We start from the raw sequence: 21,973 nt of genomic DNA, 5'->3' as shown, positions 1-21,973 counted from the left end.
AAAGGGGGAGCAGATATGGAGGAACAAGCGATCCGTAAGATCGTATCTCAGGTAGTAGGCGAATACGTCCTTAAAACGGAAAACGCTCCCACCCAGATCAAACATTGTCCTGGACAAAACGGCTGTATGCCGGCAAAGCTGCCGAAGGTGGACGGCGCGCCGGCATGGGCGGGACTGACGCTAACCCCCCAGCAGGCGGCTCAGATGGATGCTCCTGCCTGGGCCAATGTAAAAATGCAAGGGGAAGTCCAGCCGAAATCCCAGGCTGAACAGGAGAGTTCCATAGAATCGCCTTCCCAGCCGGGAAAGATACCGGTGGAGGTTTCCGCCCGCCATGTGCATCTGACCCAGAAGGACGTGGACGCCTTATTTGGGATAGGTCATCAGCTGACGCCCAAACGGGAACTTTCTCAGCCGGGACAGTTTTTGTGCGAAGAAAGGGTAACTTTGATCACCGGAAAAGGGGAGATCAAAAATGTGGCCGTCCTAGGTCCGGTGAGAAAATCCACCCAGGTGGAGCTTTCTTTCACCGACGCCAGAGGGCTGGGGCTGGCTGTGCCGGTGCGTCAGTCGGGGGATACCGAAGGCGGCGGGGATGTGTATATTTTTTCTGATAAAGATATGGTGCGGGCGCCCGGATCGGTAATTGTAGCGAAAAACCATATCCATATGACCTGTAAAGACGCACAGGCCTTTGGGGTAAAAGACAACCAATCGGTGCGGGTAAAAATGAACACCTCCCGCCCAGTAACTTTTGAGGATGTTATTGTGCGGGTAAGCGATCAATTTTCTCTTGCCATGCACATCGATTTTGACGAGGCCAACGCCTGCGCCTTCCAAACCGGAAACACAGGCAGTCTGCTTTTATAAGACATGAAGATAAGCCGGGGAAGCTTCCCCGGCAAAGAAAAGGAGGTTTTCCCATGGCACAAATTAGCCCGCAGCTTATTGAGGCGATTACAAAAGAGGTGATAAAGGCCCTGGGAGAGTTTCCCCGTGTCCAGGAACCGACCGTTTGTACAGGGCAAATCCCCGTGCTGGTGCTGGGAGAACTGCAGCCGTTAGGCGCCAAATTGCTGGAGAAATACCGGCTGTATCAGCAGGAAGATTACGCTCGTGACGGCGATATTCATAAATATCAGGGGGTAATAATCACCGGCCTTACCAACGCTCAGCTTTCCGATGTGGCGCTGGCAAGAGACAGCCGCCCCTTTTCCTGCGCGGTGGGAAAAGCGCTGCTGTGCGGGATACCGGTGTATCTGCTGGAAAGCGCATTAACCTATCGGCAGTACAAACAGACGGCCAACAAGCGGTTTTATCAGGTGCTGGAAGGTTATGTGCAAAGGCTGCGGGAATTTGATATTAAAATCGGGTCCCTGGCAGAAATAGAAAACTGGCTGTCCTGCCGTCCGGCCTCCCCTAAAGCGTCTTCTGCGGCGAAAGGTCCGTCGAAGGTGCTCTGCGCCAGGGAAGCTCAGGAGCTGATAAACGGCGCGGCGGATGGAAAAATAAAACTTCCGGGAGGCACAATGATTACCCCATTGGCACGGGACGTGCTGCGGGGATATGAAATAGAATTTATTTAAGGAGGCGGCGAAATGCTGATATGCGAAGTGGTGGGCCATGTATGGGCGACCAAAAAGGAAGCGGAACTTAACGGTATGAAACTGATGGTAGTGCAGCAGGTGGACCACGCCAGCGGCAAAAAGAAAGAGAATACGCTGGTCGCCGCTGATGTGGTAGGCGCCGGTATCGGGGAAAAAGTACTGGTAGTCAGCGGAAGCACCGCCCGCCGGGCGTTTGGAAATGACAATCTGCCCATTGACGCGGCTATTGTGGGTATCATTGACAGTGTGGAAGTAGGAATATAAGAGGGTGGAAGAATGTCACTGTTAGAAATTATCGAGGGAGCAGGGATTGTTGGCTGCGGCGGCGCGGGTTTTCCTACCCATGTAAAACTTGGCTGCCAGGTGGAATACCTGATTATCAACGGAGCGGAATGCGAACCCCTTTTGCGTACCGACCGGTACCTGATGATTCATAAAGCTCCCCAGATTATCCAGGCGGTGGAAGAAACAGCCAAACAGATTGGGGCAGAAAAAATATTTATCGCTTTAAAATGCACTTACAAAGAAGAGATTGCCTCTCTTACGAAAGCGATCCAGGAAAAAAACAGCTCGGTTCATTTGTATGAAATGAAAAACTTCTACCCTGCCGGAGATGAACAAATCATGGTGTGCGATGTGACCGGACGTACGGTCCCACCCGCGGGGATACCGCTGGATGTGGGTGCGGTGGTCTCCAATATTGCCACCATGTACGCTGTGTTTGAGGCCATGCAGGGAAAGAACTTCACCCATAAATATCTGACGGTTACCGGAGAGGTAGCCCACCCGACGGTGGTGTATGCCCCTTTAGGCGCAGGATTTGAGGATTGTATTCAGGCGGCGGGAGGCGCTTTGCTGGAGGATTATATGGTGATTGCCGGAGGCCCCTTGATGGGGAAATTGTTTGGGAAAGAAGAGGCCCGCGCACAAGTGGTGAGTAAAACCACCTCGGGAATTATCCTGCTTCCCAAGCAGGCGGCCCTGGTATCCGGGCGGGAGACGCCGCTGCGCAGTATTCTCAACCGGGCGAAATCCGCTTGTATCCAATGCAGCAACTGCACAGAGATGTGCCCCCGGTACTTAACCGGACATCCCCTGCGGCCCCATAAGATTATGCGAAAACTCGCCTATAATGCAGACGTAACCGAGCTGCTGGAGGATTTTGATATTCGCCAGGCCCAAATCTGCAGTGAATGCGGCGTATGTGAAACCTTTGCCTGTCCTATGGGGCTTCATCCCCGGCAGGTGAACGTTTATGTGAAACAAGCTTTGGCCCAGGCCAAAATCAAATATCAAAAATCTCAGGAAGAGCCGGTTTTCGCCCGGGATGAGCGGGAATACCGGCGGATCCCTTCCAAACGTATCGCCGCCCGGTTAGGCGTGGTAAAATACTATGATTACCAGATCGATGAACTAAAGGAGATACAGCCCTCCCATGTAGAAATTCCTTTGAGACAGCATATTGGCGCGCCCAGCGAAGCTGTAGTAAAGGCAGGGGAAAAGGTTGTATGCGGCCAGCTGATCGGGAAAAAACCACAAAAAGCGCTGGGCGCCAATATCCATGCCAGTATCGACGGGACGGTGGTATCCGTAGGGGAAAGAGTTGTGATTGAAAGAAGGGAAACCAAATGATTACCATCGGTTTTTTGGAACTGAACAGTATCGCCAAAGGTATTGAAGCGGCGGACGCCATGCTCAAGACGGCCCAGGTGCGCCTAGTGACCGCAAAACCCAGTTGCCCAGGGAAATATCATATTCTTATCAGCGGGGAAGTAGCGGCGGTACAATCCTCTCTGGACGCGGGGGAGACGATCGGCCAGGCGAACGTGGTGGATAAACTGATTATCCCGCGGGTTCATCCCCAGGTGATAGAGGCGATTAATATGACAACCCTGCCCCAACAGGTCAATGCGGTGGGGGTATTGGAATTTTTCAGCGTAACGGCCTCTATTCAAGGTGCGGATGCGGCGGTGAAAGCGGCGGATGTCACCCTGTTGGAAGTACGTCTGGGTACGGGAATCGGCGGAAAGTCCTATGTGATTATGACCGGCGAGGTGGCCGCGGTGCAAGCCAGCGTGGATGCTGGAGCAAAACAGGGAGAAGAGAACGGGATGCTGGTAAGCAAGGTGGTTATCCCTAGCCCCCATATGGAAATTTTCCAGACGCTGTACTAAGTTAATTTAAAAAGGAGGGAACGCCGATGAGTGAAGAAAAACAGCGGATAATACAGGAATTTGTTCCTGGAAAACAGGTAACGCTGGCTCATTTGATCGCCAATCCGGTGGCCGACTTATATAAAAAACTCGGAATTGTAGATGGTACGCAGGGCGCTATCGGCATTCTCACGATCACTCCAAGTGAAGCGGCGATTATCGCCGCCGACGTAGCTACCAAGGCCGCGGCGGTGAGCATTGCTTTTGTAGACCGGTTCAGCGGTTCGGTGGTTATTTCTGGGGATGTGGAAAGCGTACAGGCCTCCCTGGCGGCGGTGCTGGATGTTTTATGCAGTCAGCTTGGGTTTACCCCTGCTCCAATGACCCGCAGTTAAGGAGTGGCCTTTATGAAACGAATTATGCTTATAGGACGCACCAGCGCCGGCAAAACCAGTTTTTGTCAGGTGCTGCATCATCATGAGATAAAATATAAAAAGACCCAGGCGATTGAAATTATCGACAACGCGATTGACACCCCTGGGGAATATGTGGAAAACCGGGCCCTTTACCGGGCGCTGGTAGTTACCGCCGCCGATGCGGATGTGGTGATTTTAGTGCAGGACTGTACGGATCCGCAGTGCTTTTTCGCCCCCAATATTAGCGGAATGTTTAATCGTCCCACAATAGGGCTTGCAACAAAAATTGATTTGGTGCAAAATGAAGAGGAAGTTTTGCAGGCCATGGCAAAATTGGAATTGGCCGGATGTGAAAAAGTGTTCAAAATCAGCAGTACTCAAAACATTGGTGTGGATGAGGTCAGAAAATATCTTGGAATTGCCGAGTAAGGGGAGAGAGCGATGCTGAGAAAACTGTGTTTGCAGTACACGCAGCTAACCCAGGAGGAGATCCTTCAGCTGGAGCGGCTGGAAGAACAGATGCAGTATTTTGCCGATCTTTCGGGGACAGACTTATTTATCGACTGTTTTGCTCCTGGGGAAGAATACGGAGTGGTAGCCGCCCACGCCAAACCGGCGAAATCCTTGTATCATAACCGTATTGTGGGGGAAATTGTATTGCCCCGAAACGAGCCGGCGGTATTTCACGCGTTAAAAAATAATATGGTAGTACGGGATTTAAAAGGGGTGACCCAGGAAAATCGGATTGTGAAGCAATACACTGTGCCGGTGAAAAACAACCAGGGAAAAATTATCGCTGTAATTGTAAAAGAGAAAGATTTTACCAATATTTATATAGAGAACGAAAGACTTCGGGAGCTCAAAGAAACTGCCGAACAGTTGACCGATAACTTGTTGAGCGGCGCGCAAAGCTCCAGCCTTATTACCAATCATGTCAGCGACGGGATAGTAATTTTTAATAAAAACCGAGTGGCCTCTTTTGTCAATTCGGAGGCTCGGAAAATTTATGGCGAGCTGGGATTCGGCGAGGTAATCGTAGGATTTTGCTTTGACGACTTGTCGCTGGATTGCGGCGGGAAAATCGACGACATTCTTGCGGGAAGGATTACTGAGTATGAAACTGAAGTGGGGGAGAGAACCCTAAAGATAAAATACAAGCTTCCCTCTCAGGAGAGCGATATTAGTCTGGTGATGCTTTTAGAGGACGTAACGGATATTAAACGCAAGGAAAAGGAGCTGATTTCCAAATCCGTGGTAGTGCAGGAGATGCATCATCGGATTAAAAACAGTCTGCAAACGATTGTCAGCATGCTTAGTATGCAGGCCCGACGCAGCTCCTGCCCGGAAACGATAGCCGCTCTGCAGGAAAATATCGGGCGGGTAGGCAGTATCAGCGCAATCCATGAAATTTTGTGCGGCAGTGTGGACAATGAACGGATAAGTCTGCTTGCCCTTGCTCAGCGTATTCGGGAGAACCTGCTGCGGTATGCGGTTCCGGAGGGGAAAGAGATTGAAATTTCGGTAGGCGGGGACGATCTGCTTGTGGACAGCGATAGAGCGGTTTCCATTGCAATTGTTCTAAACGAGCTGATATCCAACTCTCTGGAGCACGGTTTTTCCAAAAAGGATAAGGGGCGGGTGGAAATCCAGCTGACCAAGGGAATTTTATACTGCTCCGCAGCGGTATTGGACGACGGATGCGGTTATACTCCCGAGCTTATTGGGAAAAATCATCTGGGGCTGGAGATTATCAAAACCATGGTGGAAGACAATCTTCATGGAAAACTGCGCGTAACCACTGGAGAGAGGGGAACCCAGACGTACTTCGATTTTAAACTGGAATAATAGAAAAGCCGCCTGAGAAACCAGGCGGCTTTTGATTTATAGGCAGCAGACAGCAGGCGCGGTACAGAGAAAGGAACGTTCCCGTCGGCGCAGGCGCAAAGGCCGGCGGTAATTTAGTTTTATACTTTGGAAACCGGGGAATAGCCGCCGTCTGCTTTTTCCAACAGACCACAGGCTTTTTGGACGTGCTGTCTTACTTTCTCAAAGCTTTCTTCGCTGATCACATGCTCAATCCGGCAGGCGTCTTTCTCAGCGGTCTGTTCGCTGACGCCCAGCGCCACCAGGTACTGGCGCAATAGACGATGGCGTTCATAAATCTTTTCCGCTACAAAGCGGCCTTTTTCCGTCAGGGAAATTTCCCCTTTTCCGCCTACCACAAGATAACCGTCTTTTTTCAAAAGCCCCACTGCGTGGCTGACGCTGGGCTTGGAAAAACCCAGCTCCATGGCAATATCAATCGACCGAACAAAGCCTGTCCGTTTATGCAAAATAAAAATTGTCTCCAGGTAATTTTCCCCAGATTCTTGCAATTTCATGAGAAATGACGCCTCCGCACAATGAATTTATGTACATCATAACACAAATTTTCTCCGATCACAATTATTCCTTGCAAGACGCTTGACAAGTCGAGTTAGCCGTGGTAAACTAGTGCTGTTAAATGAGTTAGGGAAAACTAACTCATAATTTTAGGGATGGTGGTTAGCTATGGCTAATTTGGAGGGAGGAATTATTATCATGCCGCTGACATTTGCGCCCCAAGGGACAATCAATAAGATTAAACAGATTAAGGGTAAAGATGATACCCGGCGGTTTTTAGGTGAATTGGGATTTACTATTGGTGGTGATGTTACGGTGGTTGCGGAAATGGGCGGCAACATGATTGTAAATGTGAAAGACGCCAGGATCGCTATCAGTAAAAGTATGGCAAATCGGATTATGGTGTAGGAGGCATAATATGAAAACACTCAAGACTACCGGCTGCAACAGTACGGTGACAGTGACCAAGATTAATGGCAGCGGAGCCATCAAGCGGAGAATTATGGATATGGGGATCACCAAGGGCACTCCGATTTTTGTCCGGAAGGTAGCGCCGTTAGGGGACCCGATTGAAATTACGGTAAGAAATTATGAGCTTTCTATCCGAAAAGCGGATGCAGATCTGATTGAGGTTAAGTAGATAAAACACGACCAGAGGCTGTGTTTATTTTAGAAGCTAAAGTTAGTGCAAACTAACTAAAAGGAGGAGCACCATGTCAATAAAAATAGCATTGGCGGGTAACCCCAACTGCGGCAAGACGACAATGTTTAACGATCTTACCGGAAGTTCCCAATATGTGGGAAACTGGCCTGGGGTAACCGTAGAAAAAAAGGAAGGAAAACTGCGCGATCATAAGGATGTACGGATTGTAGACCTTCCGGGAATTTATTCTCTTTCTCCTTACACTCTGGAAGAAGTCGTAAGTCGGGATTTCCTTTTAGGAGAACGCCCGGATGCGATTATCAATATTGTAGACGCTACCAATATTGAACGCAATTTGTATCTGACTACCCAGCTTGCAGAAGCGGGAATCCCCATGGTAATCGCTTTGAATATGATGGATATTGTTAAAAAAAGCGGGGATCGTATTGATGCTCAAAAACTGGCGGCAGCCTTTGGCTGCCCGGTTGTTGAAACCTCCGCACTGAAAGGCGTTGGATCCATGGAAGTAGCTAACCGAGCGATTATGCTGGCTCAAAAGGGGGCGCACACTCCCCCCCAGCATAACTTCAGTCGCGTAGTAGAAGATGCATTAGAAGCGATAGGGGATCAGATTAGCCAGCAGGTGAAACCGGAACTGATGCGTTGGTACACGATCAAACTGTTTGAAAGAGATGAAAAGGTGGGGGACTACTTTACCCTTTCTTCTGATATAAAACAGCGGATTGATGATATTATTGCAGATTGTGAAAAACAATTGGACGACGACAGCGAAAGTATCATTACCAATGAGCGGTATGAATATATTCGCCAATTAATCCAGAACTGTGTACATAAAAAACGCCCGGGAATGACCCTTTCGGATAAGATTGACCGGGTGGTGACCAACCGCTGGCTGGCTCTTCCCATTTTCGCGGCAGTTATGTGGCTGGTATATTATGTGTCGGTTACCTCCCTGGGTACTATTGTCACCGACTGGACCAACGATGTTCTGTTCGGCGGATATATTACCGAGTGGGCAACTGCGGGCCTGGCGGCAGTAGGGGCGGCGCCCTGGCTGGAAGGGTTGATTGTAGATGGAATCATTGGCGGCGTGGGAGCCGTCCTCGGCTTCGTGCCTCAGATGTTCATATTGTTCTTCTTTCTTTCCATTCTGGAGGACTGCGGTTATATGGCCAGGGTTGCTTTTATTATGGACCGCATCTTCCGCAAATTTGGACTGTCCGGCAAGAGCTTCATCCCAATGCTCATTAGCTCCGGATGCGGAGTCCCCGGTATTATGGCGACTAGAACCATAGAAAATGAAAAGGATCGTAAAATGACGATTATGGTGACCACATTCATCCCATGTGGCGCCAAACTTCCGATCATCGCTTTAATTGCCGGGGCTCTCTTCCCAGAGGCTTCCTGGGTAGCGCCTTCCATGTATTTTTTAGGAATTGCTATGGTAATCCTTTCGGGAATTATTCTAAAAAAGACAAGACTCTTTGCAGGCGATCCGGCTCCTTTTGTCATGGAGCTTCCCCAATACCATTTCCCAGCTCCCAAAGGCGTTTTTATCCACATGTGGGAGAGAGGAAAAGCCTTTATTATCAAAGCGGGTACGGTAATCTTTGTGGCCTGCGGCGTGATTTGGTTTTTGAGCAGCTTCGGCTTTGCCAACGGTAACTTCGGGATGGTGGAAGAAAGCCAAAGTCTTTTGGCGGCAGTTGGCTCTTTTATCGCGCCGATCTTTGCTCCGTTGGGATTTGGAACATGGCAGGCGGCGGTTGCCACTGTGACCGGGCTGGTGGCAAAAGAAAATGTAGTGAGTACATTTGGGGTTCTGTTTGGGCTTGGTGAGGCGACAGAAGAAGATCCGATGCTGTTGCAGAGCGTAGCGGGAATGTTTACAATGGTAAGCGCCTATTCTTTCATGGTGTTCAATATGTTGTGCGCCCCTTGTTTTGCGGCAATCGGAGCGATCAAACGTGAGATGGGCGGCTGGAAATGGACCGGGATTACCCTGGCTTACCAAACCGGGCTTGCATATGTTATGGCGTTTATTATCAACCAATTAGGCTCTGTGATTTTCTTAGGTAAAGGGTTTGGTATGGGAGCGGTTCTGGGATGCGTCTGTATCATCGCTATCCTATGGCTGATGTTTAGAAGCTATAATCCAAACAGGAATATTCCTGTAAAAACAGTACAGCAGGTCAATTAAGGAGGCTTATTTATGGCAACATGGATTATAGGGACCATTGTGATCGGCGCGATGATTTTCGCAGCTTATAAGAGCTTTAAAAATCACAAGGACGGCGGATGCGGCTGTGGCTGCAGCGGATGCCCTCATTCACAGACTTGCCACAAAAGTTAAGATAAAGCAACTTCCCTAAAACACAAGACAGGCGGTCCCCGGCAGCTTCTCTGCTGCCGGGGACCGCCTGTCTTTTTGCTGCCTGGTTGCCGGACGGCTGGTTTTTGCCATTGGGTCCGCCTGTCCCTTTGCTGATGGTCGTCCGGCTGTTGGGAACGTCTGCTTTTTGTTGCAAAACTCCGCCTGTCTTGTGCATAAAAAAGCTCTCCCGGCAAGTTTGCCGGGAGAGCTTTTTAACCACTAGAGAAATAATTATCAAGGATGTAATTGCAGTCCTCCCTTTATGCCAATGGAAAAGGGAAGGAAATTAGAATAAGGACATAGTCAAAAACAGTGTGGAAAGCAGGGAAGATACCAAGGAAACAACAGTGATTTGAGTGTTGATGGAAGGACCTGCAGTATCTTTAAAGGGATCTCCGACGGTATCGCCTACAACAGCAGATTTATGGGCGTCGGAGCCTTTGCCGCCTTCATGGCCGGATTCCACATATTTTTTCGCGTTATCCCACAGCCCGCCAGAGTTGGACATAAACAAAGCAAGAAGCAGACCGCTGACAATATTGCCGGTTAAAAAGCCGCCGATGGCCTGTACACCGCCGATGAATCCAACACCCAAAGTAGCGATAATTGCCATCAGTCCAGCGGGAATTAACTCTTTAATAGCGCCGTTGGTAGCGATTTCGATACATTTGTCATATTCCGGAACAGCATTTGGATCCCCTACTTTTAATCCTGGAATAGTATCAAACTGACGATGAATTTCTCCCACCATCCGCTGGGCGTTTCTATCCACTCCAAGCATCAGCATAGCGGAGAATACCGCCGGGATAGCCGCGCCGATCAGAAGCCCAAAGAAGACCATCGGGTTGATAATATCAAATCCTACGAGGCCTTCTACTCCAAGTTCGGCCGCCGCTGTATTTACTTCACTCATGAAAGCGCCCAGCAAAGCAATTACGGTCAGCCCAGCCGCCGCGATAGCGAACCCTTTGGTAACCGCCTTGACCGTGTTGCCGGCACTGTCCAGTTCATCTGTAATATCCAGAACTTTATCGCCTAAATTGCCCATTTCCGCAAGCCCGCGGGCATTATCTACAATAGGACCATAAGCGTCATTGGAGATAATCATACCTACAATGGAGAGCATTCCTACCGCCGCCATGGAGATACCAAACATAGCGTATCCATCCCCCATAGGCTCACAAAGCTTATAGGCGGCAAGAGCAGCCACAGCAATACCAATCATTGCAGGAAGCACACTGAGAAGGCCATAAGAAATACCGGAAAGCACTGTAAACGCCGGGCCTGATTTGGAAGCTCTAGCAACATAATGAACTGGTTTTTTGGTGTCGTCAGTGAAGTAGTCGCTGGCAATACCAATAATTACGCCTACTAATAGCCCTACAATACAAGCGCCCCAAATCCGCCAGGAAAAATCAAAAAGATAGGTAGCTGCCGCGGTCAAAACGCCGTAAATGGCAGTGGTAACATAAGTACTGCTGTTAAGCGCCCGGGTGGGACTGCCGTGTTTACCAATCTTGGCCATAGCAACGCCAATAATGGAGGCCAGCAGACCAATGGCAGCGTAACAAAATACCATACTTACATTAATCGCTGCGCCGGACAGAGCATCCAAAGCCCCTGCCATTACCAAAGCAGCAGCCATGGAAGCCACGTTGGAATCGAACAGATCCGCGCCCATACCGGCCACGTCGCCAACGTTATCGCCCACATTATCCGCGATAACCGCTGGGTTTCTCGGATCGTCCTCTGGGATGCCAAGCTCCACTTTTCCAACCAGATCCGCGCTGATATCAGCGGTTTTGGTAAAAATACCGCCCCCCGCTTTTGCGAAGAGAGCCAGAGAAGAGGCGCCGAAACTAAAGCCCAACAAAGCGGTGGTATCTCCGGTGATCATAAAGACGGCGGAAACGCCCAGCAGGCTGCTTCCCACTACAGCCATACCCATAACGGCGCCGCCCCGGAATCCAGCCATAAAGGACGGTTTAATTCCATTTTTGGCAGCTTCTGCCGCTTTAATATTGGCAATGGTAGCAATTTGAATCCCTATCTTTCCTGCGATTGCGGAAAAGACAGTACCAGCAATATAAGAAAGGGCCATCAGAATATTTTGCATATATTCCCCTTTCCAGATCGGGCTGGGAAGGAAAACCAAAATTAAAACAGCCGCAACCCCGGCAAAGCGGGCAAGGACCCGATATTCCTTATTTAAAAAAGTTTTTGCGCCCTGGCGGATCAATCCGCCTACCTGTGCTATTTTCGCGTTGGAAGAAGGCTGTTTTTCCACCCATTTATACAGCCAACCAGCAAAAATGAAGGCGATAAAGGCAATTACAATGGAAATAATTTCGAACATAAACGCATTCATTTGTACACCTCATTAAAAATCTTAATATATGAATGAATGCTTTCTATTCAGGCAGTCACATCTAATCTCCAGTACCCAACTACTACCGGCCGGTCGGATTTATTGCCGCACACCGACAGACCGATTATTCCCCACATAAAATCAGTAAATATATCCCCTATACCCTCCTTTTTAAAAAAGATAATCAATACTGGAAATACCTAAACTTAAGATGCTACGGCGCTGCAGAAATCCAGAAATAGGAAAGCATCTTTTCAACTTTTAAAAAATTCCGAAATTGATTTTACTATAGCACTGGAAGGGCAACCCTTCAATAAAAATAAACATTTCTTAACGATTTTTTAATAAGAGAAAAAAATACTTAACAGTTTCTTGAGAGCGGCTTGCAGTATAATGAAAGAAATTCCTCATGGAGATAAAATAAAATTTATGTGGGCAAAAATCATCCTTTCTTCCGCTCGACAAGTGTATAAAAAAGAAATATAATGGAGCGGGAGGCGGTAATATTATGTTTGAGGGGATTCGCAATTGGATGGATGATACCTCTTTTTGTTTGAAACCGGTAGATATGCTTTATACCGGATTGATTATGGCGCTGGCAACCTTGCTGGCGGCGCTGCTTAATAATCAGTTTATTGAACGAATACATGTGGCGGTCATTTATATTTTGGCGGTGGCTGTTGTTTCCTGTTTTACCACTGGCTATCTGCCGGGGGTACTTGCTTCCATCCTGGGCGTAGTGGGGGTAAATTATATTTTTACCTACCCTTATCTGGCTTTCGATTTTACCCGAACCGGGTATCCTCTGACCTTTGCCACAATGCTGATAGTTTCTATTATGATCAGCGCCTTAACCACAAAAAGCAAAGAACAGGCCCGGTTGTCCGCTATCCGGGAAAGCCGGACCAACGCGGTATATGAAATTACAAAAAACTTGGTGACCGCAGGGGGATTTGAGGATATCATGAGCCTTGTCACCGAGTATATAAGCAAACTATACGGCTGCGGCGTGGTTTTTTATCTGGGAGATCCCTCCCAGCCCACCCAGATCCAGATGGAAGGCACCAAAGAGCAAAAAGAAAAACTGCAGGCCATAGAAGAAGTTCCTGCCGCGGCGAGAGCATATTTAAATCAAGAAATTACCGGCAGTCATACAAAGGTGAGCAGTGACGTTATGGGATATTATATCCCAGTGACGTTCGCCGACCGGGCATTGGGAGTGATCGGGCTTTGCGGGGATGTCCGCCAATGGGAGGACCCGGAAGGAAAAATCCTCCTAAACATGGTAATTACTCAAATAGAAATGGCAATGGAACACCAGCGTCTGACCAAACAGCAGCAGGAAATTTTGGTGGAAGCGGAAAAAGAAAAAATGAGAAGCAATTTGCTTCGGGCAATTTCCCACGACCTGCGCACGCCCCTTACCAGTATACAGGGGTCCAGCTCGGTGATTTTGGAAAGCGGAGGGATGCTGGACGAGGAAACTCTTCGGGAGCTGATTTCCGATATTAAGACAGATTCCCAATGGCTGATCCGCATGGTAGAAAACCTTCTGTCTGTCACCCGTATCAGCGCGGGAGATACCGCGAAGGTAAACAAAAAGCCAGAGGCGGTAGAAGAGATTGTAGCAGAAGCGGTAGGACGGATAAAGGCGCGTTATCCCCAACAGAAAATCAATGTAAAGGTTCCAGAGGAGTTTTTGATGATCCCAATGGACGGCACATTGATTGAACAGGTGATTATCAACCTGATAGAAAACGCAATTTTACATGGAAAAAGCCCCTTGCCTATTGAGATGACAGTAAAACAGGAGAAACAAGACGTGGTTTTTTCTGTGAGAGATTACGGAGAAGGGATTGCTTCACAGGAGCTTCCCTATTTGTTTGAAGGGTACTCCTTAAAGGACAATACCCGAAGCGACGGCAAGCGGGGAATGGGGATAGGACTTTCTATCTGCCGTTCCATTGTCAAAGCCCATGGAGGAGAAATTGAGGTAATTACCTCTCCAGGGCAGGGATGTACATTTTATTTTACGCTTCCCAAGGAGGATACGGTTCATGAACAATAAAGCAACCATTTTAATTGTAGAAGACGAGGCGGCTATCAGCAATTTTATCGCCACGATCCTAAAAGCCAACGACTATCAGGTAATCAAGGCGGGCAAAGGAAGCGAGGCGCAATCGCTGATCTCCTCTTATTGCCCGGATGTGGTTCTTTTGGACCTGGGACTTCCGGATATTGACGGTCTGGAGGTACTGTCTTCTGTTCGCAAATGGACGTCGGTGCCTGTAATTGTGGTATCGGCCCGCAGTCATGAACGGGAAAAGGTGGAGGCCTTGGATTTGGGGGCGGACGACTATTTGACCAAGCCGTTTGGCACAGCGGAGCTTTTGGCTAGAATTCGCACCGCCCTGCGCCATAAAGCTGCCCGGGGGGAAGCGCAGATTATCCAGGGAGAATTTACCACCGGCGGTTTAACTATTGATTTTGACCGGCGGTTGGTATTGGTAGACGATAAGGATGTGCATTTAACCCAGGTGGAATATAAAATTGTCACTTTGATTGCCCAGCATGTGGGGCGGGTGCTTACCTACGACTATATCATTCAAAACGTGTGGGGCCCCCACGCTTCGAAAGACAATCAGATCCTGCGGGTTAATATGGCGAATATCCGCCGTAAGCTGGAAAAAAATCCAGCCGAGCCGGAGTATATTCTGACCGAGGTAGGCGTGGGATACCGAATGACTGACAATGACAGTGAGACAAGAGGATAAAAAAAGGACGGGGAAAAGCGGCCGCTTTTCCCCGTCCTTTTTCTGTTATTTGTCGTAGGGTAAAATATGATTTTTAGGGAGCGGGAATATGTCCTTTGAGCGTTCGGGGAGGCGCAGGCATTTGGACAGGCGAGAACCGCCTGCGAAATAATCTGCAAGAAGAGAAAAGCAGCGCGGCTTAAGGCCGCGCTGCTTTTTTTAAATATATAGAAGGATTTTCTTTCCCTTAAAACGCTTTTTACCCTTCTTTTAAAATTGCCACTGGAATGGGAGGGCAGTTGGGCCGGTTGTAAAACTCACTTACAAGCACGGTGAACCGCTTGCTGTCGATGGTTTTGAGATACTCCATTAGAGCGTCCTTTTCTTCGAAGCCGCTGTCGCCGCCGTAATAAATACAAAGGCTCATAATGCCACGGGGCTTTAGCAGCTCAAGGCCAGCCTCAATCCCCTGAATACTGGTTTGAGGCCGGGTAAAAATATGGTGGTCGCCGCCGGGGAGATATCCAAAATTAAAAACGATACAGTCCACAGATTCCTTCTGTGCATAGCGGGCCATATTGGCATGACTTTCCAAAAGCGTCTGAGCGATATGGGAAAATCCGTTTTCTGATAATCTTTGGTTGGTGCTGTCTATCGCTTCCTGCTGAATGTCAAAAGCGAGTACTTTTCCCGTATCCCCTACCAGGGAACAGAGAAAAGCGGTGTCGTGTCCCCGGCCGGCAGTAGCGTCAATACAAAAATCCCCGGGCTTTACATGTTCGGAGATAAACCGGTGAGCTACCGCTAGGGTGTTTAAACTGTCCGGCATCATCAGATACTCCTTTCTTATGTTTTAGCTAAAATATAAGCCCCCGGGCCTCCGTCAAGATCAAAATACAGAAACATGAAATTGCCATTGTTGCAGGCGCCGATGATATAAGGATCTGTCCCGGTAAAGAGAAAATCCGTTTTTTCCGGTTCCATCGTCTGCAAATTCATTTTGTACAGCTCATAATGCCGGTTGCCTGTGGAGCCAAAGATTAAAACAGTTCCTTTATCCTCAGATACAATCGTCTGGATGTCTTTGAGTCCGGAGGGAAAGGTGATAGGATGTTCCTCGCCGGTTTCCATATCTGTCCAATGGTGATAAACCGCCGCGGTGTTTTCGTCGTACGCATTAAAAGAAAGACCTTTTCCATCCTCTACCACCAGATAATCGGCAAGCCAGGGGTCCTCTACTGTTTTAGCTTCTTTCGTGGCCAGATCATAAATAGTGCGCCCGGCGGTATGCTCATAACCGTAGATGTTGGCGAGAATTTTTGTATCATTTTCGATAAACTGGGCGGAACCATAAGTTTTATTCGCTATCATTTCTTTTCCTTGGGCATTGGGATTGTAATCAGGATGCTCCAACAGCAGGGTCGCCTGATCGGTGGGAAAATCATACAGACAAACCCCTTGGTGATTACAGTATACTGCCTGACTCAGATCCGTATTAAACGTCAGGCGGGCATAGTCATCACTTCCCATGTGTATCGACCGCATTAAAGTCTGGGGCAGAGAAACTTCCTTGTAATCGGAGAAATCCGCCCCCATGGTGATCAGCCGCTGGCTGGTAACAAACAGTATTCGACTTTCACAAGCGGTAGCGGAAATAAAGGTTTCCTCTTTAGAAAGGGAAATTTCTTTTTTTATCTCGCTTAGGTCCTGAGAACTTACAAGGGACATAGATACCAGGGAAGAATCCCGTTGGCTGCTGACCAACAAAATCCTGCCTGCGATTTCCCCGTAAGAGTACAAACGCCCGGATCCGTGACTGGGGGAAAAGCCCAGCAGAGAAGGCACCTGGAGATAATTTCCAGACAGGGTGATGCTTTCGGGCGTTTGGCCATAATCTATAATCACCTGCTCAAAGTAATACCCTTCCCGGTCTAAGTGGGGCGCCATTACAAAGGTTTCGGTTTGGGAGCCCTCCACCTCTATGGTAAGGTGAAACTTCCCATCCTCTGCCGGCTGAGCGTCGGTAAGGGTGAAAGGTCCGTTTTTTAAGTAGCCCACAGATTCGTCTGTCTCATCGATCCCGTGGGTATTAATATAATAAAGCAGCGCGGTTGCATCCTCATTTTCCAGCTTTAAAGTATCCAGCTGGGACAAAGGACGGTTAAAATAACGAAGCATATATTCATTAAGAGTATCTTTTGGAAGAAGACTGTCCCCCACGCCCTTGCCCGCCTGGGCAAGCACACCGTCCCGATACATCTTTTTTCCGCAGTATTCGATCATAACCCCAGTATCCATTTGGGGAATAGTGGGATAGTCGCTCTGCAGACTGTAAGCGGCGTCAAACAGATATTCGTCCCACCAGTCCTCCAAATTCATCTCCCTTTGAGTATAAGGCTGTACTGCAAAAGAGCTTTCCGGAGAAGGCTGAGAAATAGTGGAGGAAGCTTCCGGCAAGAACGGAGCGCCGGGCGTCTCGTTTCTCGGAGCACAGGCTCCCAGCAGAAGGCACAGACATAAACTAACAGCTATCAGAGGCTGCACAATAGATTGACGCATGAAATAACTCCTTTCCAAACCAGAATACACTCCTTCAGTATAGTGGCAATAGGGAAAAAACTCAAGGGGGACAGGTGCTTTCGACAGCAAAAAGCCGCTGGAATATATTCCAGCGGCTTGTATTATTCTGGTACTAAACAACTGGTGATGGCGTAAAGATCCGCTCGATTTAAAGACACACAGTACTCCACTGCCCGTCCGGTATCGTCGTAGGTGACGCCCCGGATAAAGAAAGCGCTTGTCCCTTCCGGAGCCTCCAGATAGGCGCTTTCCTCCCGAGTGAGGGCGGCAACGCTGATCACATGATTCTGCCGCACCAGCTTGATATGGTATTCCGTCTCTAAAGTTTTATACAGAGAGCGGTTTTCAAAACGATAGTTATGGAGTCCCTCGCAGTATTTTATCGGCAGATAGGCGGTCTCCAAAAACAAAGCGTTTCCATCCAGATACCGCACCCTTTTTAGTTCATATACCGGCGTTCCCAAAGGAAGGTCAAGTTTATCGGAGATTCGTTTGGTGGCCTCCATTACCTTCAGGCTGATCTGTTTGCTGTGAACCTGGTATCCGTCGCTTTCCCAGCCGGCGGTATAGGAGATAAAGCTTTTGGAATCCTCCAGATATTTTGGACTGGATAGGAAGTTTCCCCTTCCATGGATCGTATAAATCGCCCCTTCATCCCGCATCTGACGCAAGGCTGTCCGCAGGGTGAGCCGGTTGAAATTTAAAATTTTCGCCAGTTCCCGCTCGGCGGGCAGGGCCGTATGAGGGGCAATTTTTTGTCTGTCAATATATTCCTCGATTTTTTCCCTGGCCTGCTCGCTTAACAACTGGGTATATTTACTCATCTGGACGCCTCCTAACTCATTATTGTGGAGAAAGAGAATTTTTTACTGCTGTGATAGGATCGGGTATACTCAATCACCCGTCCGTCCTTGTCTATACTTACGTTGGTAAGCATAAACACCTGTCCTCCTTCCGGCAGATCTAGCAGCTTTGCCTGGGGATTGTGGACGGTAACGATCTCCAGCTGCTGATGGTCCTCCATTAAAACAATCCCATGCTTGTCATACAGATCATGTAAAGAATACACCTTAAAATCATATTGCTCGCAGTCGTTAATATAAGCGAAGGGTACATATGAATATTCTAAAGCGAAGGGCTCCCCATTTCCCAGCCGCAGCCGGAAAATTTGATAAATTTCATCCTCCGGCGAGACCCCAAAAATTTTTGAAAACTTATAATCCGCTTTGCGTCTGCCGCAGTAAAGCACCCTATTGGTGACGCTGATGCCCATTTGTGTTAAAAATTTGCCCAGACTTTGGATAGTGTCCAGCCGGGTGTCAATTTTAGGAGTGTTTATAAAGGTGCCTTTTCCTTGGATCCGGACAAGAAGGCCCTCTTTTTCTAAAAGATCCAACGCCTTACGAACCGTCATACGATTAAGTTCGTAAGTTTCTGCGATTTCCCGCTCGGAAGGAAGAGAACTGCCAAAAGCGTATTCACCCTTTTCGATTTTTTCCCGCAGCAGCTCAGCCAGCTGCTGATAAATAGGTATTTTTTTATACATAGGGCACCTCCTGTTATGGTTGGTATAGAGGAAAAGACCAATTAGGCTAACCTTTTTCAGAAATACTGGGGGTGGTATGCGTTGCGTAAAAAACAAAAACGAAAAAAATCGGCCGATATTGCAAGTCAGCTGGGAAAAAACTGGAAATAGGAAAAAATGGTATATTTAAACTACCACTGACACTATAGTATACCAATTTAAGAAAAAAAGCAACTGGTATAATAAAATATTAAAATATTTTTATTGATCTTTAAAACGAAACTGTACAATTCAACAAAAAAATTATGCAAATTATTAGAGAATTATAAATATATATAGTTATTGACAAATAAAACCTTAAGTGGTATGTTAAATATAATAAATGTATACATTATCGACCATTTAAGGTCATTATTTTGAGTAGGGGGATCACGGATGATCAATTTTAATGAGGAAACGTACCTTCGTATTGGTAAAGGGGCTATGAAGCTGAAAAGCCGCATTGACGAGATTACTGCGGCGGTAACACAAAAAGGATATAAAAACCTGTTTTTAATCGGTTCCGGCGGATCGGCGGCTATGTTTATGCCCTTTGAGCATTTTCTTAAAACCAAATCTACCATTCCCGCCTATCTGGAAATCGCGGCGGAACTGGTAGTTTCCGGACACAATCAGCTGGGAAAAGAGTCGGTTTGCATTTTTACCTCCTCTTCCGGCACCACCAGCGAAACCGTGGCGGCGGCCAAATACTGCAAGGAAAAAGGCGCTACCACCATCTGTATTTCCGGGAAAGAGGACGTTCCGTTTGTAAAAGACGCAAGCTATGCCATTGTCAATGAAATGGACGATTTTTCCGCTTCGGATGCGGATTATATCGTTCTTTATATGCTGTATTTTTCCCTGATGCACAAACATGGGGATTTTGAAAAATACGAGGAGTTCTGTGAAAATCTGGCAAAGCTGCCGGACGCTTTGGTAGAGGTAAAAAAACAGTGCGATGAAAAGGCGCAGCAGTTTGCTATTCGTTATAAAGACGCCCCTTATCATATGCTGACCGGCGCGGGCAGCGTGTGGGGAGAGACATATTCCTACGCTATGTGCGTTATGGAAGAGATGCAGTGGATCAAAACAAAGTCGGTGAAAGCGGCGGAATTTTTCCACGGTTCTCTGGAGCTGGTGGACGATAATATGAGCTTAATTGTCATCATGGGCGAGGATGAAACCCGGCCCATGTGCCAGCGGGTAATCGACTTTGCAAAACGATATACCAAGAATTTAACCGTATTTGATACAGCGGATTACCGGCTTGCGGGGATTAGCGACGAGTTCCGTCAGTATTTGTCCCCTATTATAATGACAGCGGTTTTGGACCGGGTAAGCATCCATCTGGAGGCCCAAAGAGGCCATTCGCTGGATATCCGCAGATATTATAAGGTAGTAGAGTACTGATACTGTTTGAGCTGTGTTGGAGTTGCGGCATATAGAACTTTTGGTATGCCGCTTTAATAAAAACAAAAGGGGGATATGTATGTCTAGTTTTTTCAGCGATCGAAAAAGAGTTGCGGCCTACGCCATTATGCTGGTGGCATTTATCATTGTAGGTTTTTTTGCTCCCCATGAGCAAGCGTCCTATTATGATTATGCCGAAGCGGTGGAAGCAGTCGATTTCGATGCGGGCGAAGAGCTTCCGGAAGAACTCCAGGTGGATTACGGTGCATGGACACTGATGATACCGGCTTTGATGTTCATCTTTGTTCTTCTGACCAAGAGTTTTTTGGAGGCATTTATCTGGAGCTCATTCCTAACAGTATTTATGAGGTTCCGATCCGAGGTGATATTAGCCTTTACGGAGGAGCAGATCGGAGCGCTGCTGAATTATGACAACGCGCGTATGATACTGCTGTATTTCCTCATCGGAAGCGTACTGGCGGCGGTGTCCAGAGGCGGCGGCGCTACGGCGTTCGCTAACTGGGCAAAGAAAAAAGCAAAAAGTTCCAAGCTGGCTCTGCTTATCATCTGGCTGCTTGACTGCGGGCTTTCCGTGGACGACGAGTTGAGCGCCTTTACCGCTGGTGCGGCAATCACCCCGCTGGCGGACAGCTATGGAATCCCCAGAGAAAAAACGGTTTTTGTTATTCGTTCTTCCGCCGTTGCCTCCGCAACCTTGTGGCCTTTGGGCGCATGGGTGGTATTCGTGGCCGTGCTTCTGGAAACCAGTGGATTTGCCGCTTCCGGGGAAGGCGTTATCGAATATATGAAATGCGTTCCTTTCATGTTCTTTCCGATTATCATTCTGCTGATTGGTCTTCTGAGCGCCTTGGGTATTATTCCGGACTTTGGCAAGATGAAAAAAGCGGTTCAGCGTGTCAAAGACGGCGGTCCGGTTGCTCCGGCGGCCAGCGGCAAGGAAATGGGAGATGAAACTGAGATCGAAGCGGAAGATCTTAATCCAGATATGAAACCCCGTATGATCAATTTCTTCCTGCCGGTAATCGCTCTGTTGGTGGGCGCTCTGATGGCTGGCCTGGATATTATGGTCGGTATCATCGCTTCTTTGGTGGTCACCTTCCTTCTGTTTGTGCTTCAGGGAGTTTGTACCCCGAAACAGTTCATCAATGAGATCCTTTTAGGCGGAATGAAAGATATGACTATGCTGACCGTACTGTTCGGAGTTTCTTTGGTACTGGTAAATCAGCTGGACGCTATGGGCTTTGCTCCTTATATCGTAGGACTGACCGCCCATGTTCTTTCTCCGAAACTTCTGCCGTTTATCATTTTCGTGGTATTTGCTATTACCGAGTTCCTGGTAAGCTTCAACTGGTCGCTGTACATGATGGCGCTGCCGATTGTTATTCCGTTGGCGGCAGCCACAGGAGCCAATCCTTACTTAACCATCGCGGCTTTGATCTGCGCGGGTATCTGGGGCAGTCAGGGATGTCTGTACTCTGACGGTGCGCTGGTAGCGGCCGCCGCTACGAAAACAGACGTATACGAGGCATCTACCACAGCCATTCAATATACGGTAATTGCGGTAGTCCTTTCAGCTGTCTGCTTCTTAGTAGCAGGATTTATCTTTTAATTAAAACCATTTAAGCCCGCCCGCCGGCAGTGCGGGCGGGCTGAGAAACTTTATTATAAGGGAGGATATTGT

At 48.1% G+C, this 21,973-nt stretch carries 22 protein-coding genes; 16 read left to right on the top strand and 6 right to left on the bottom strand.

Going from position 1 to position 21,973, the window contains the following annotated elements; translation table 11 throughout:
* Positions 1-15 precede the first annotated feature (15 nt).
* Genes pduL through H8705_RS06465 form a run of 8 tightly spaced genes read left to right on the top strand, consistent with a single transcriptional unit; the run spans position 16 to position 6,021 of the window.
* Positions 16-870, top strand: coding sequence for a phosphate propanoyltransferase (gene pduL / locus H8705_RS06500; RefSeq protein WP_262395022.1), 855 nt, complete (start codon positions 16-18; stop codon positions 868-870).
* Between the two features lie 53 nt (positions 871-923).
* The gene (locus H8705_RS06495; protein WP_262395021.1) at positions 924-1,586 is read left to right on the top strand and encodes a hypothetical protein; all 663 of its coding nucleotides are present in this window, start codon (positions 924-926) and stop codon (positions 1,584-1,586) included.
* 12 nt (positions 1,587-1,598) lie between these two features.
* Positions 1,599-1,871 carry a EutN/CcmL family microcompartment protein gene (locus tag H8705_RS06490; RefSeq protein ID WP_262395020.1) on the top strand — a complete coding sequence of 91 codons (273 nt, stop codon included), beginning with the start codon at positions 1,599-1,601 and terminating at the stop codon, positions 1,869-1,871.
* 12 nt (positions 1,872-1,883) lie between these two features.
* Positions 1,884-3,239, top strand: a complete 1,356-nt coding sequence (locus H8705_RS06485; RefSeq protein WP_262395019.1) for a 4Fe-4S dicluster domain-containing protein — start codon at positions 1,884-1,886, stop codon at positions 3,237-3,239.
* On the top strand, positions 3,236-3,781 hold the full coding sequence (locus H8705_RS06480) for a BMC domain-containing protein (RefSeq protein ID WP_262395018.1): 546 nt from the start codon (positions 3,236-3,238) through the stop codon (positions 3,779-3,781). Before H8705_RS06485 ends, H8705_RS06480 begins: the two co-directional genes overlap by 4 nt.
* Positions 3,782-3,807: 26 nt before the next feature.
* On the top strand, positions 3,808-4,155 hold the full coding sequence (locus H8705_RS06475) for a BMC domain-containing protein (protein ID WP_262395017.1): 348 nt from the start codon (positions 3,808-3,810) through the stop codon (positions 4,153-4,155).
* A 12-nt stretch (positions 4,156-4,167) separates the two neighbouring features.
* A complete protein-coding gene (locus H8705_RS06470) occupies positions 4,168-4,605 on the top strand; it encodes a EutP/PduV family microcompartment system protein (RefSeq protein ID WP_262395016.1) in 438 nt (145 codons plus the stop codon).
* Positions 4,606-4,617: 12 nt separating this feature from the next.
* Positions 4,618-6,021: a sensor histidine kinase gene (locus tag H8705_RS06465; protein ID WP_262395015.1), complete on the top strand. Its 1,404-nt coding sequence runs from the start codon at positions 4,618-4,620 to the stop codon at positions 6,019-6,021.
* Positions 6,022-6,140: 119 nt separating this feature from the next.
* On the opposite strand, the gene H8705_RS06460 is transcribed toward H8705_RS06465, so the two are convergent.
* Positions 6,141-6,557 carry a metal-dependent transcriptional regulator gene (locus H8705_RS06460; protein WP_262395014.1) on the bottom strand — a complete coding sequence of 139 codons (417 nt, stop codon included), beginning with the start codon at positions 6,555-6,557 and terminating at the stop codon, positions 6,141-6,143.
* Positions 6,558-6,756: 199 nt separating this feature from the next.
* Between H8705_RS06460 and H8705_RS06455 the strand changes: the two genes are divergently transcribed.
* The 4 genes from H8705_RS06455 to H8705_RS06440 all read left to right on the top strand — a co-directional run bounded on the left by H8705_RS06455 (position 6,757) and on the right by H8705_RS06440 (position 9,575).
* Positions 6,757-6,966: a FeoA family protein gene (locus H8705_RS06455; RefSeq protein WP_262395242.1), complete on the top strand. Its 210-nt coding sequence runs from the start codon at positions 6,757-6,759 to the stop codon at positions 6,964-6,966.
* 10 nt (positions 6,967-6,976) lie between these two features.
* On the top strand, positions 6,977-7,198 hold the full coding sequence (locus tag H8705_RS06450; protein WP_262395013.1) for a FeoA family protein: 222 nt from the start codon (positions 6,977-6,979) through the stop codon (positions 7,196-7,198).
* Between the two features lie 73 nt (positions 7,199-7,271).
* Positions 7,272-9,422 carry a ferrous iron transport protein B gene (gene feoB / locus H8705_RS06445; RefSeq protein WP_262395012.1) on the top strand — a complete coding sequence of 717 codons (2,151 nt, stop codon included), beginning with the start codon at positions 7,272-7,274 and terminating at the stop codon, positions 9,420-9,422.
* A 12-nt stretch (positions 9,423-9,434) separates the two neighbouring features.
* Complete coding sequence (locus tag H8705_RS06440) at positions 9,435-9,575, top strand: FeoB-associated Cys-rich membrane protein (RefSeq protein ID WP_262395011.1); 141 nt, start codon at positions 9,435-9,437, stop codon at positions 9,573-9,575.
* 307 nt (positions 9,576-9,882) lie between these two features.
* On the opposite strand, the gene H8705_RS06435 is transcribed toward H8705_RS06440, so the two are convergent.
* Positions 9,883-11,964, bottom strand: coding sequence for a sodium-translocating pyrophosphatase (locus H8705_RS06435; RefSeq protein ID WP_262395010.1), 2,082 nt, complete (start codon positions 11,962-11,964; stop codon positions 9,883-9,885).
* A gap of 508 nt (positions 11,965-12,472) precedes the next feature.
* On the opposite strand from H8705_RS06435, the gene H8705_RS06430 reads away from it, so the two are divergent.
* Together H8705_RS06430 and H8705_RS06425 are read left to right on the top strand one after the other, a co-directional pair.
* Positions 12,473-14,032, top strand: a complete 1,560-nt coding sequence (locus H8705_RS06430; protein WP_262395009.1) for a sensor histidine kinase — start codon at positions 12,473-12,475, stop codon at positions 14,030-14,032.
* A complete protein-coding gene (locus H8705_RS06425) occupies positions 14,022-14,738 on the top strand; it encodes a response regulator (RefSeq protein WP_262395008.1) in 717 nt (238 codons plus the stop codon). The genes H8705_RS06430 and H8705_RS06425 overlap by 11 nt, the downstream gene beginning before the upstream one ends.
* A 238-nt stretch (positions 14,739-14,976) precedes the next feature.
* Here H8705_RS06425 and H8705_RS06420 read toward each other — a convergent pair whose 3' ends face one another.
* From H8705_RS06420 to H8705_RS06405, 4 genes are all read right to left on the bottom strand, one after another.
* Positions 14,977-15,546, bottom strand: coding sequence for a class I SAM-dependent methyltransferase (locus H8705_RS06420; RefSeq protein WP_262395007.1), 570 nt, complete (start codon positions 15,544-15,546; stop codon positions 14,977-14,979).
* 17 nt (positions 15,547-15,563) lie between these two features.
* A complete protein-coding gene (locus tag H8705_RS06415) occupies positions 15,564-17,276 on the bottom strand; it encodes a hypothetical protein (protein WP_262395006.1) in 1,713 nt (570 codons plus the stop codon).
* 122 nt (positions 17,277-17,398) lie between these two features.
* On the bottom strand, positions 17,399-18,121 hold the full coding sequence (locus H8705_RS06410) for a GntR family transcriptional regulator (RefSeq protein ID WP_262395005.1): 723 nt from the start codon (positions 18,119-18,121) through the stop codon (positions 17,399-17,401).
* Positions 18,122-18,132: 11 nt separating this feature from the next.
* Complete coding sequence (locus H8705_RS06405) at positions 18,133-18,843, bottom strand: GntR family transcriptional regulator (RefSeq protein WP_262395004.1); 711 nt, start codon at positions 18,841-18,843, stop codon at positions 18,133-18,135.
* A gap of 414 nt (positions 18,844-19,257) precedes the next feature.
* On the opposite strand from H8705_RS06405, the gene H8705_RS06400 reads away from it, so the two are divergent.
* Positions 19,258-20,271 carry an SIS domain-containing protein gene (locus tag H8705_RS06400; protein ID WP_262395003.1) on the top strand — a complete coding sequence of 338 codons (1,014 nt, stop codon included), beginning with the start codon at positions 19,258-19,260 and terminating at the stop codon, positions 20,269-20,271.
* Positions 20,272-20,350: 79 nt separating this feature from the next.
* Positions 20,351-21,901 carry a Na+/H+ antiporter NhaC family protein gene (locus tag H8705_RS06395; RefSeq protein ID WP_262395002.1) on the top strand — a complete coding sequence of 517 codons (1,551 nt, stop codon included), beginning with the start codon at positions 20,351-20,353 and terminating at the stop codon, positions 21,899-21,901.
* Positions 21,902-21,973 lie beyond the last annotated feature (72 nt).

The sequence above is a fragment of the Youxingia wuxianensis genome (assembly GCF_014385085.1).
Lineage (GTDB): Bacteria > Bacillota > Clostridia > Oscillospirales > Ruminococcaceae > Youxingia > Youxingia wuxianensis.
The sequence above is the reverse complement of the archived record's forward strand: the minus strand, read 5'-3'. Positions and strand labels throughout refer to the sequence as shown.

Coding starts and splice junctions, on each gene's coding strand:
- pduL (WP_262395022.1), top strand. CDS start 16: ATGGAGGAACAAGCGATCCGTAAGATCGTATCTCAGGTAGTAGGCGAA.
- H8705_RS06495 (WP_262395021.1), top strand. CDS start 924: ATGGCACAAATTAGCCCGCAGCTTATTGAGGCGATTACAAAAGAGGTG.
- H8705_RS06490 (WP_262395020.1), top strand. CDS start 1,599: ATGCTGATATGCGAAGTGGTGGGCCATGTATGGGCGACCAAAAAGGAA.
- H8705_RS06485 (WP_262395019.1), top strand. CDS start 1,884: ATGTCACTGTTAGAAATTATCGAGGGAGCAGGGATTGTTGGCTGCGGC.
- H8705_RS06480 (WP_262395018.1), top strand. CDS start 3,236: ATGATTACCATCGGTTTTTTGGAACTGAACAGTATCGCCAAAGGTATT.
- H8705_RS06475 (WP_262395017.1), top strand. CDS start 3,808: ATGAGTGAAGAAAAACAGCGGATAATACAGGAATTTGTTCCTGGAAAA.
- H8705_RS06470 (WP_262395016.1), top strand. CDS start 4,168: ATGAAACGAATTATGCTTATAGGACGCACCAGCGCCGGCAAAACCAGT.
- H8705_RS06465 (WP_262395015.1), top strand. CDS start 4,618: ATGCTGAGAAAACTGTGTTTGCAGTACACGCAGCTAACCCAGGAGGAG.
- H8705_RS06460 (WP_262395014.1), bottom strand. CDS start 6,557: ATGAAATTGCAAGAATCTGGGGAAAATTACCTGGAGACAATTTTTATT.
- H8705_RS06455 (WP_262395242.1), top strand. CDS start 6,757: ATGCCGCTGACATTTGCGCCCCAAGGGACAATCAATAAGATTAAACAG.
- H8705_RS06450 (WP_262395013.1), top strand. CDS start 6,977: ATGAAAACACTCAAGACTACCGGCTGCAACAGTACGGTGACAGTGACC.
- feoB (WP_262395012.1), top strand. CDS start 7,272: ATGTCAATAAAAATAGCATTGGCGGGTAACCCCAACTGCGGCAAGACG.
- H8705_RS06440 (WP_262395011.1), top strand. CDS start 9,435: ATGGCAACATGGATTATAGGGACCATTGTGATCGGCGCGATGATTTTC.
- H8705_RS06435 (WP_262395010.1), bottom strand. CDS start 11,964: ATGAATGCGTTTATGTTCGAAATTATTTCCATTGTAATTGCCTTTATC.
- H8705_RS06430 (WP_262395009.1), top strand. CDS start 12,473: ATGTTTGAGGGGATTCGCAATTGGATGGATGATACCTCTTTTTGTTTG.
- H8705_RS06425 (WP_262395008.1), top strand. CDS start 14,022: ATGAACAATAAAGCAACCATTTTAATTGTAGAAGACGAGGCGGCTATC.
- H8705_RS06420 (WP_262395007.1), bottom strand. CDS start 15,546: ATGCCGGACAGTTTAAACACCCTAGCGGTAGCTCACCGGTTTATCTCC.
- H8705_RS06415 (WP_262395006.1), bottom strand. CDS start 17,276: ATGCGTCAATCTATTGTGCAGCCTCTGATAGCTGTTAGTTTATGTCTG.
- H8705_RS06410 (WP_262395005.1), bottom strand. CDS start 18,121: ATGAGTAAATATACCCAGTTGTTAAGCGAGCAGGCCAGGGAAAAAATC.
- H8705_RS06405 (WP_262395004.1), bottom strand. CDS start 18,843: ATGTATAAAAAAATACCTATTTATCAGCAGCTGGCTGAGCTGCTGCGG.
- H8705_RS06400 (WP_262395003.1), top strand. CDS start 19,258: ATGATCAATTTTAATGAGGAAACGTACCTTCGTATTGGTAAAGGGGCT.
- H8705_RS06395 (WP_262395002.1), top strand. CDS start 20,351: ATGTCTAGTTTTTTCAGCGATCGAAAAAGAGTTGCGGCCTACGCCATT.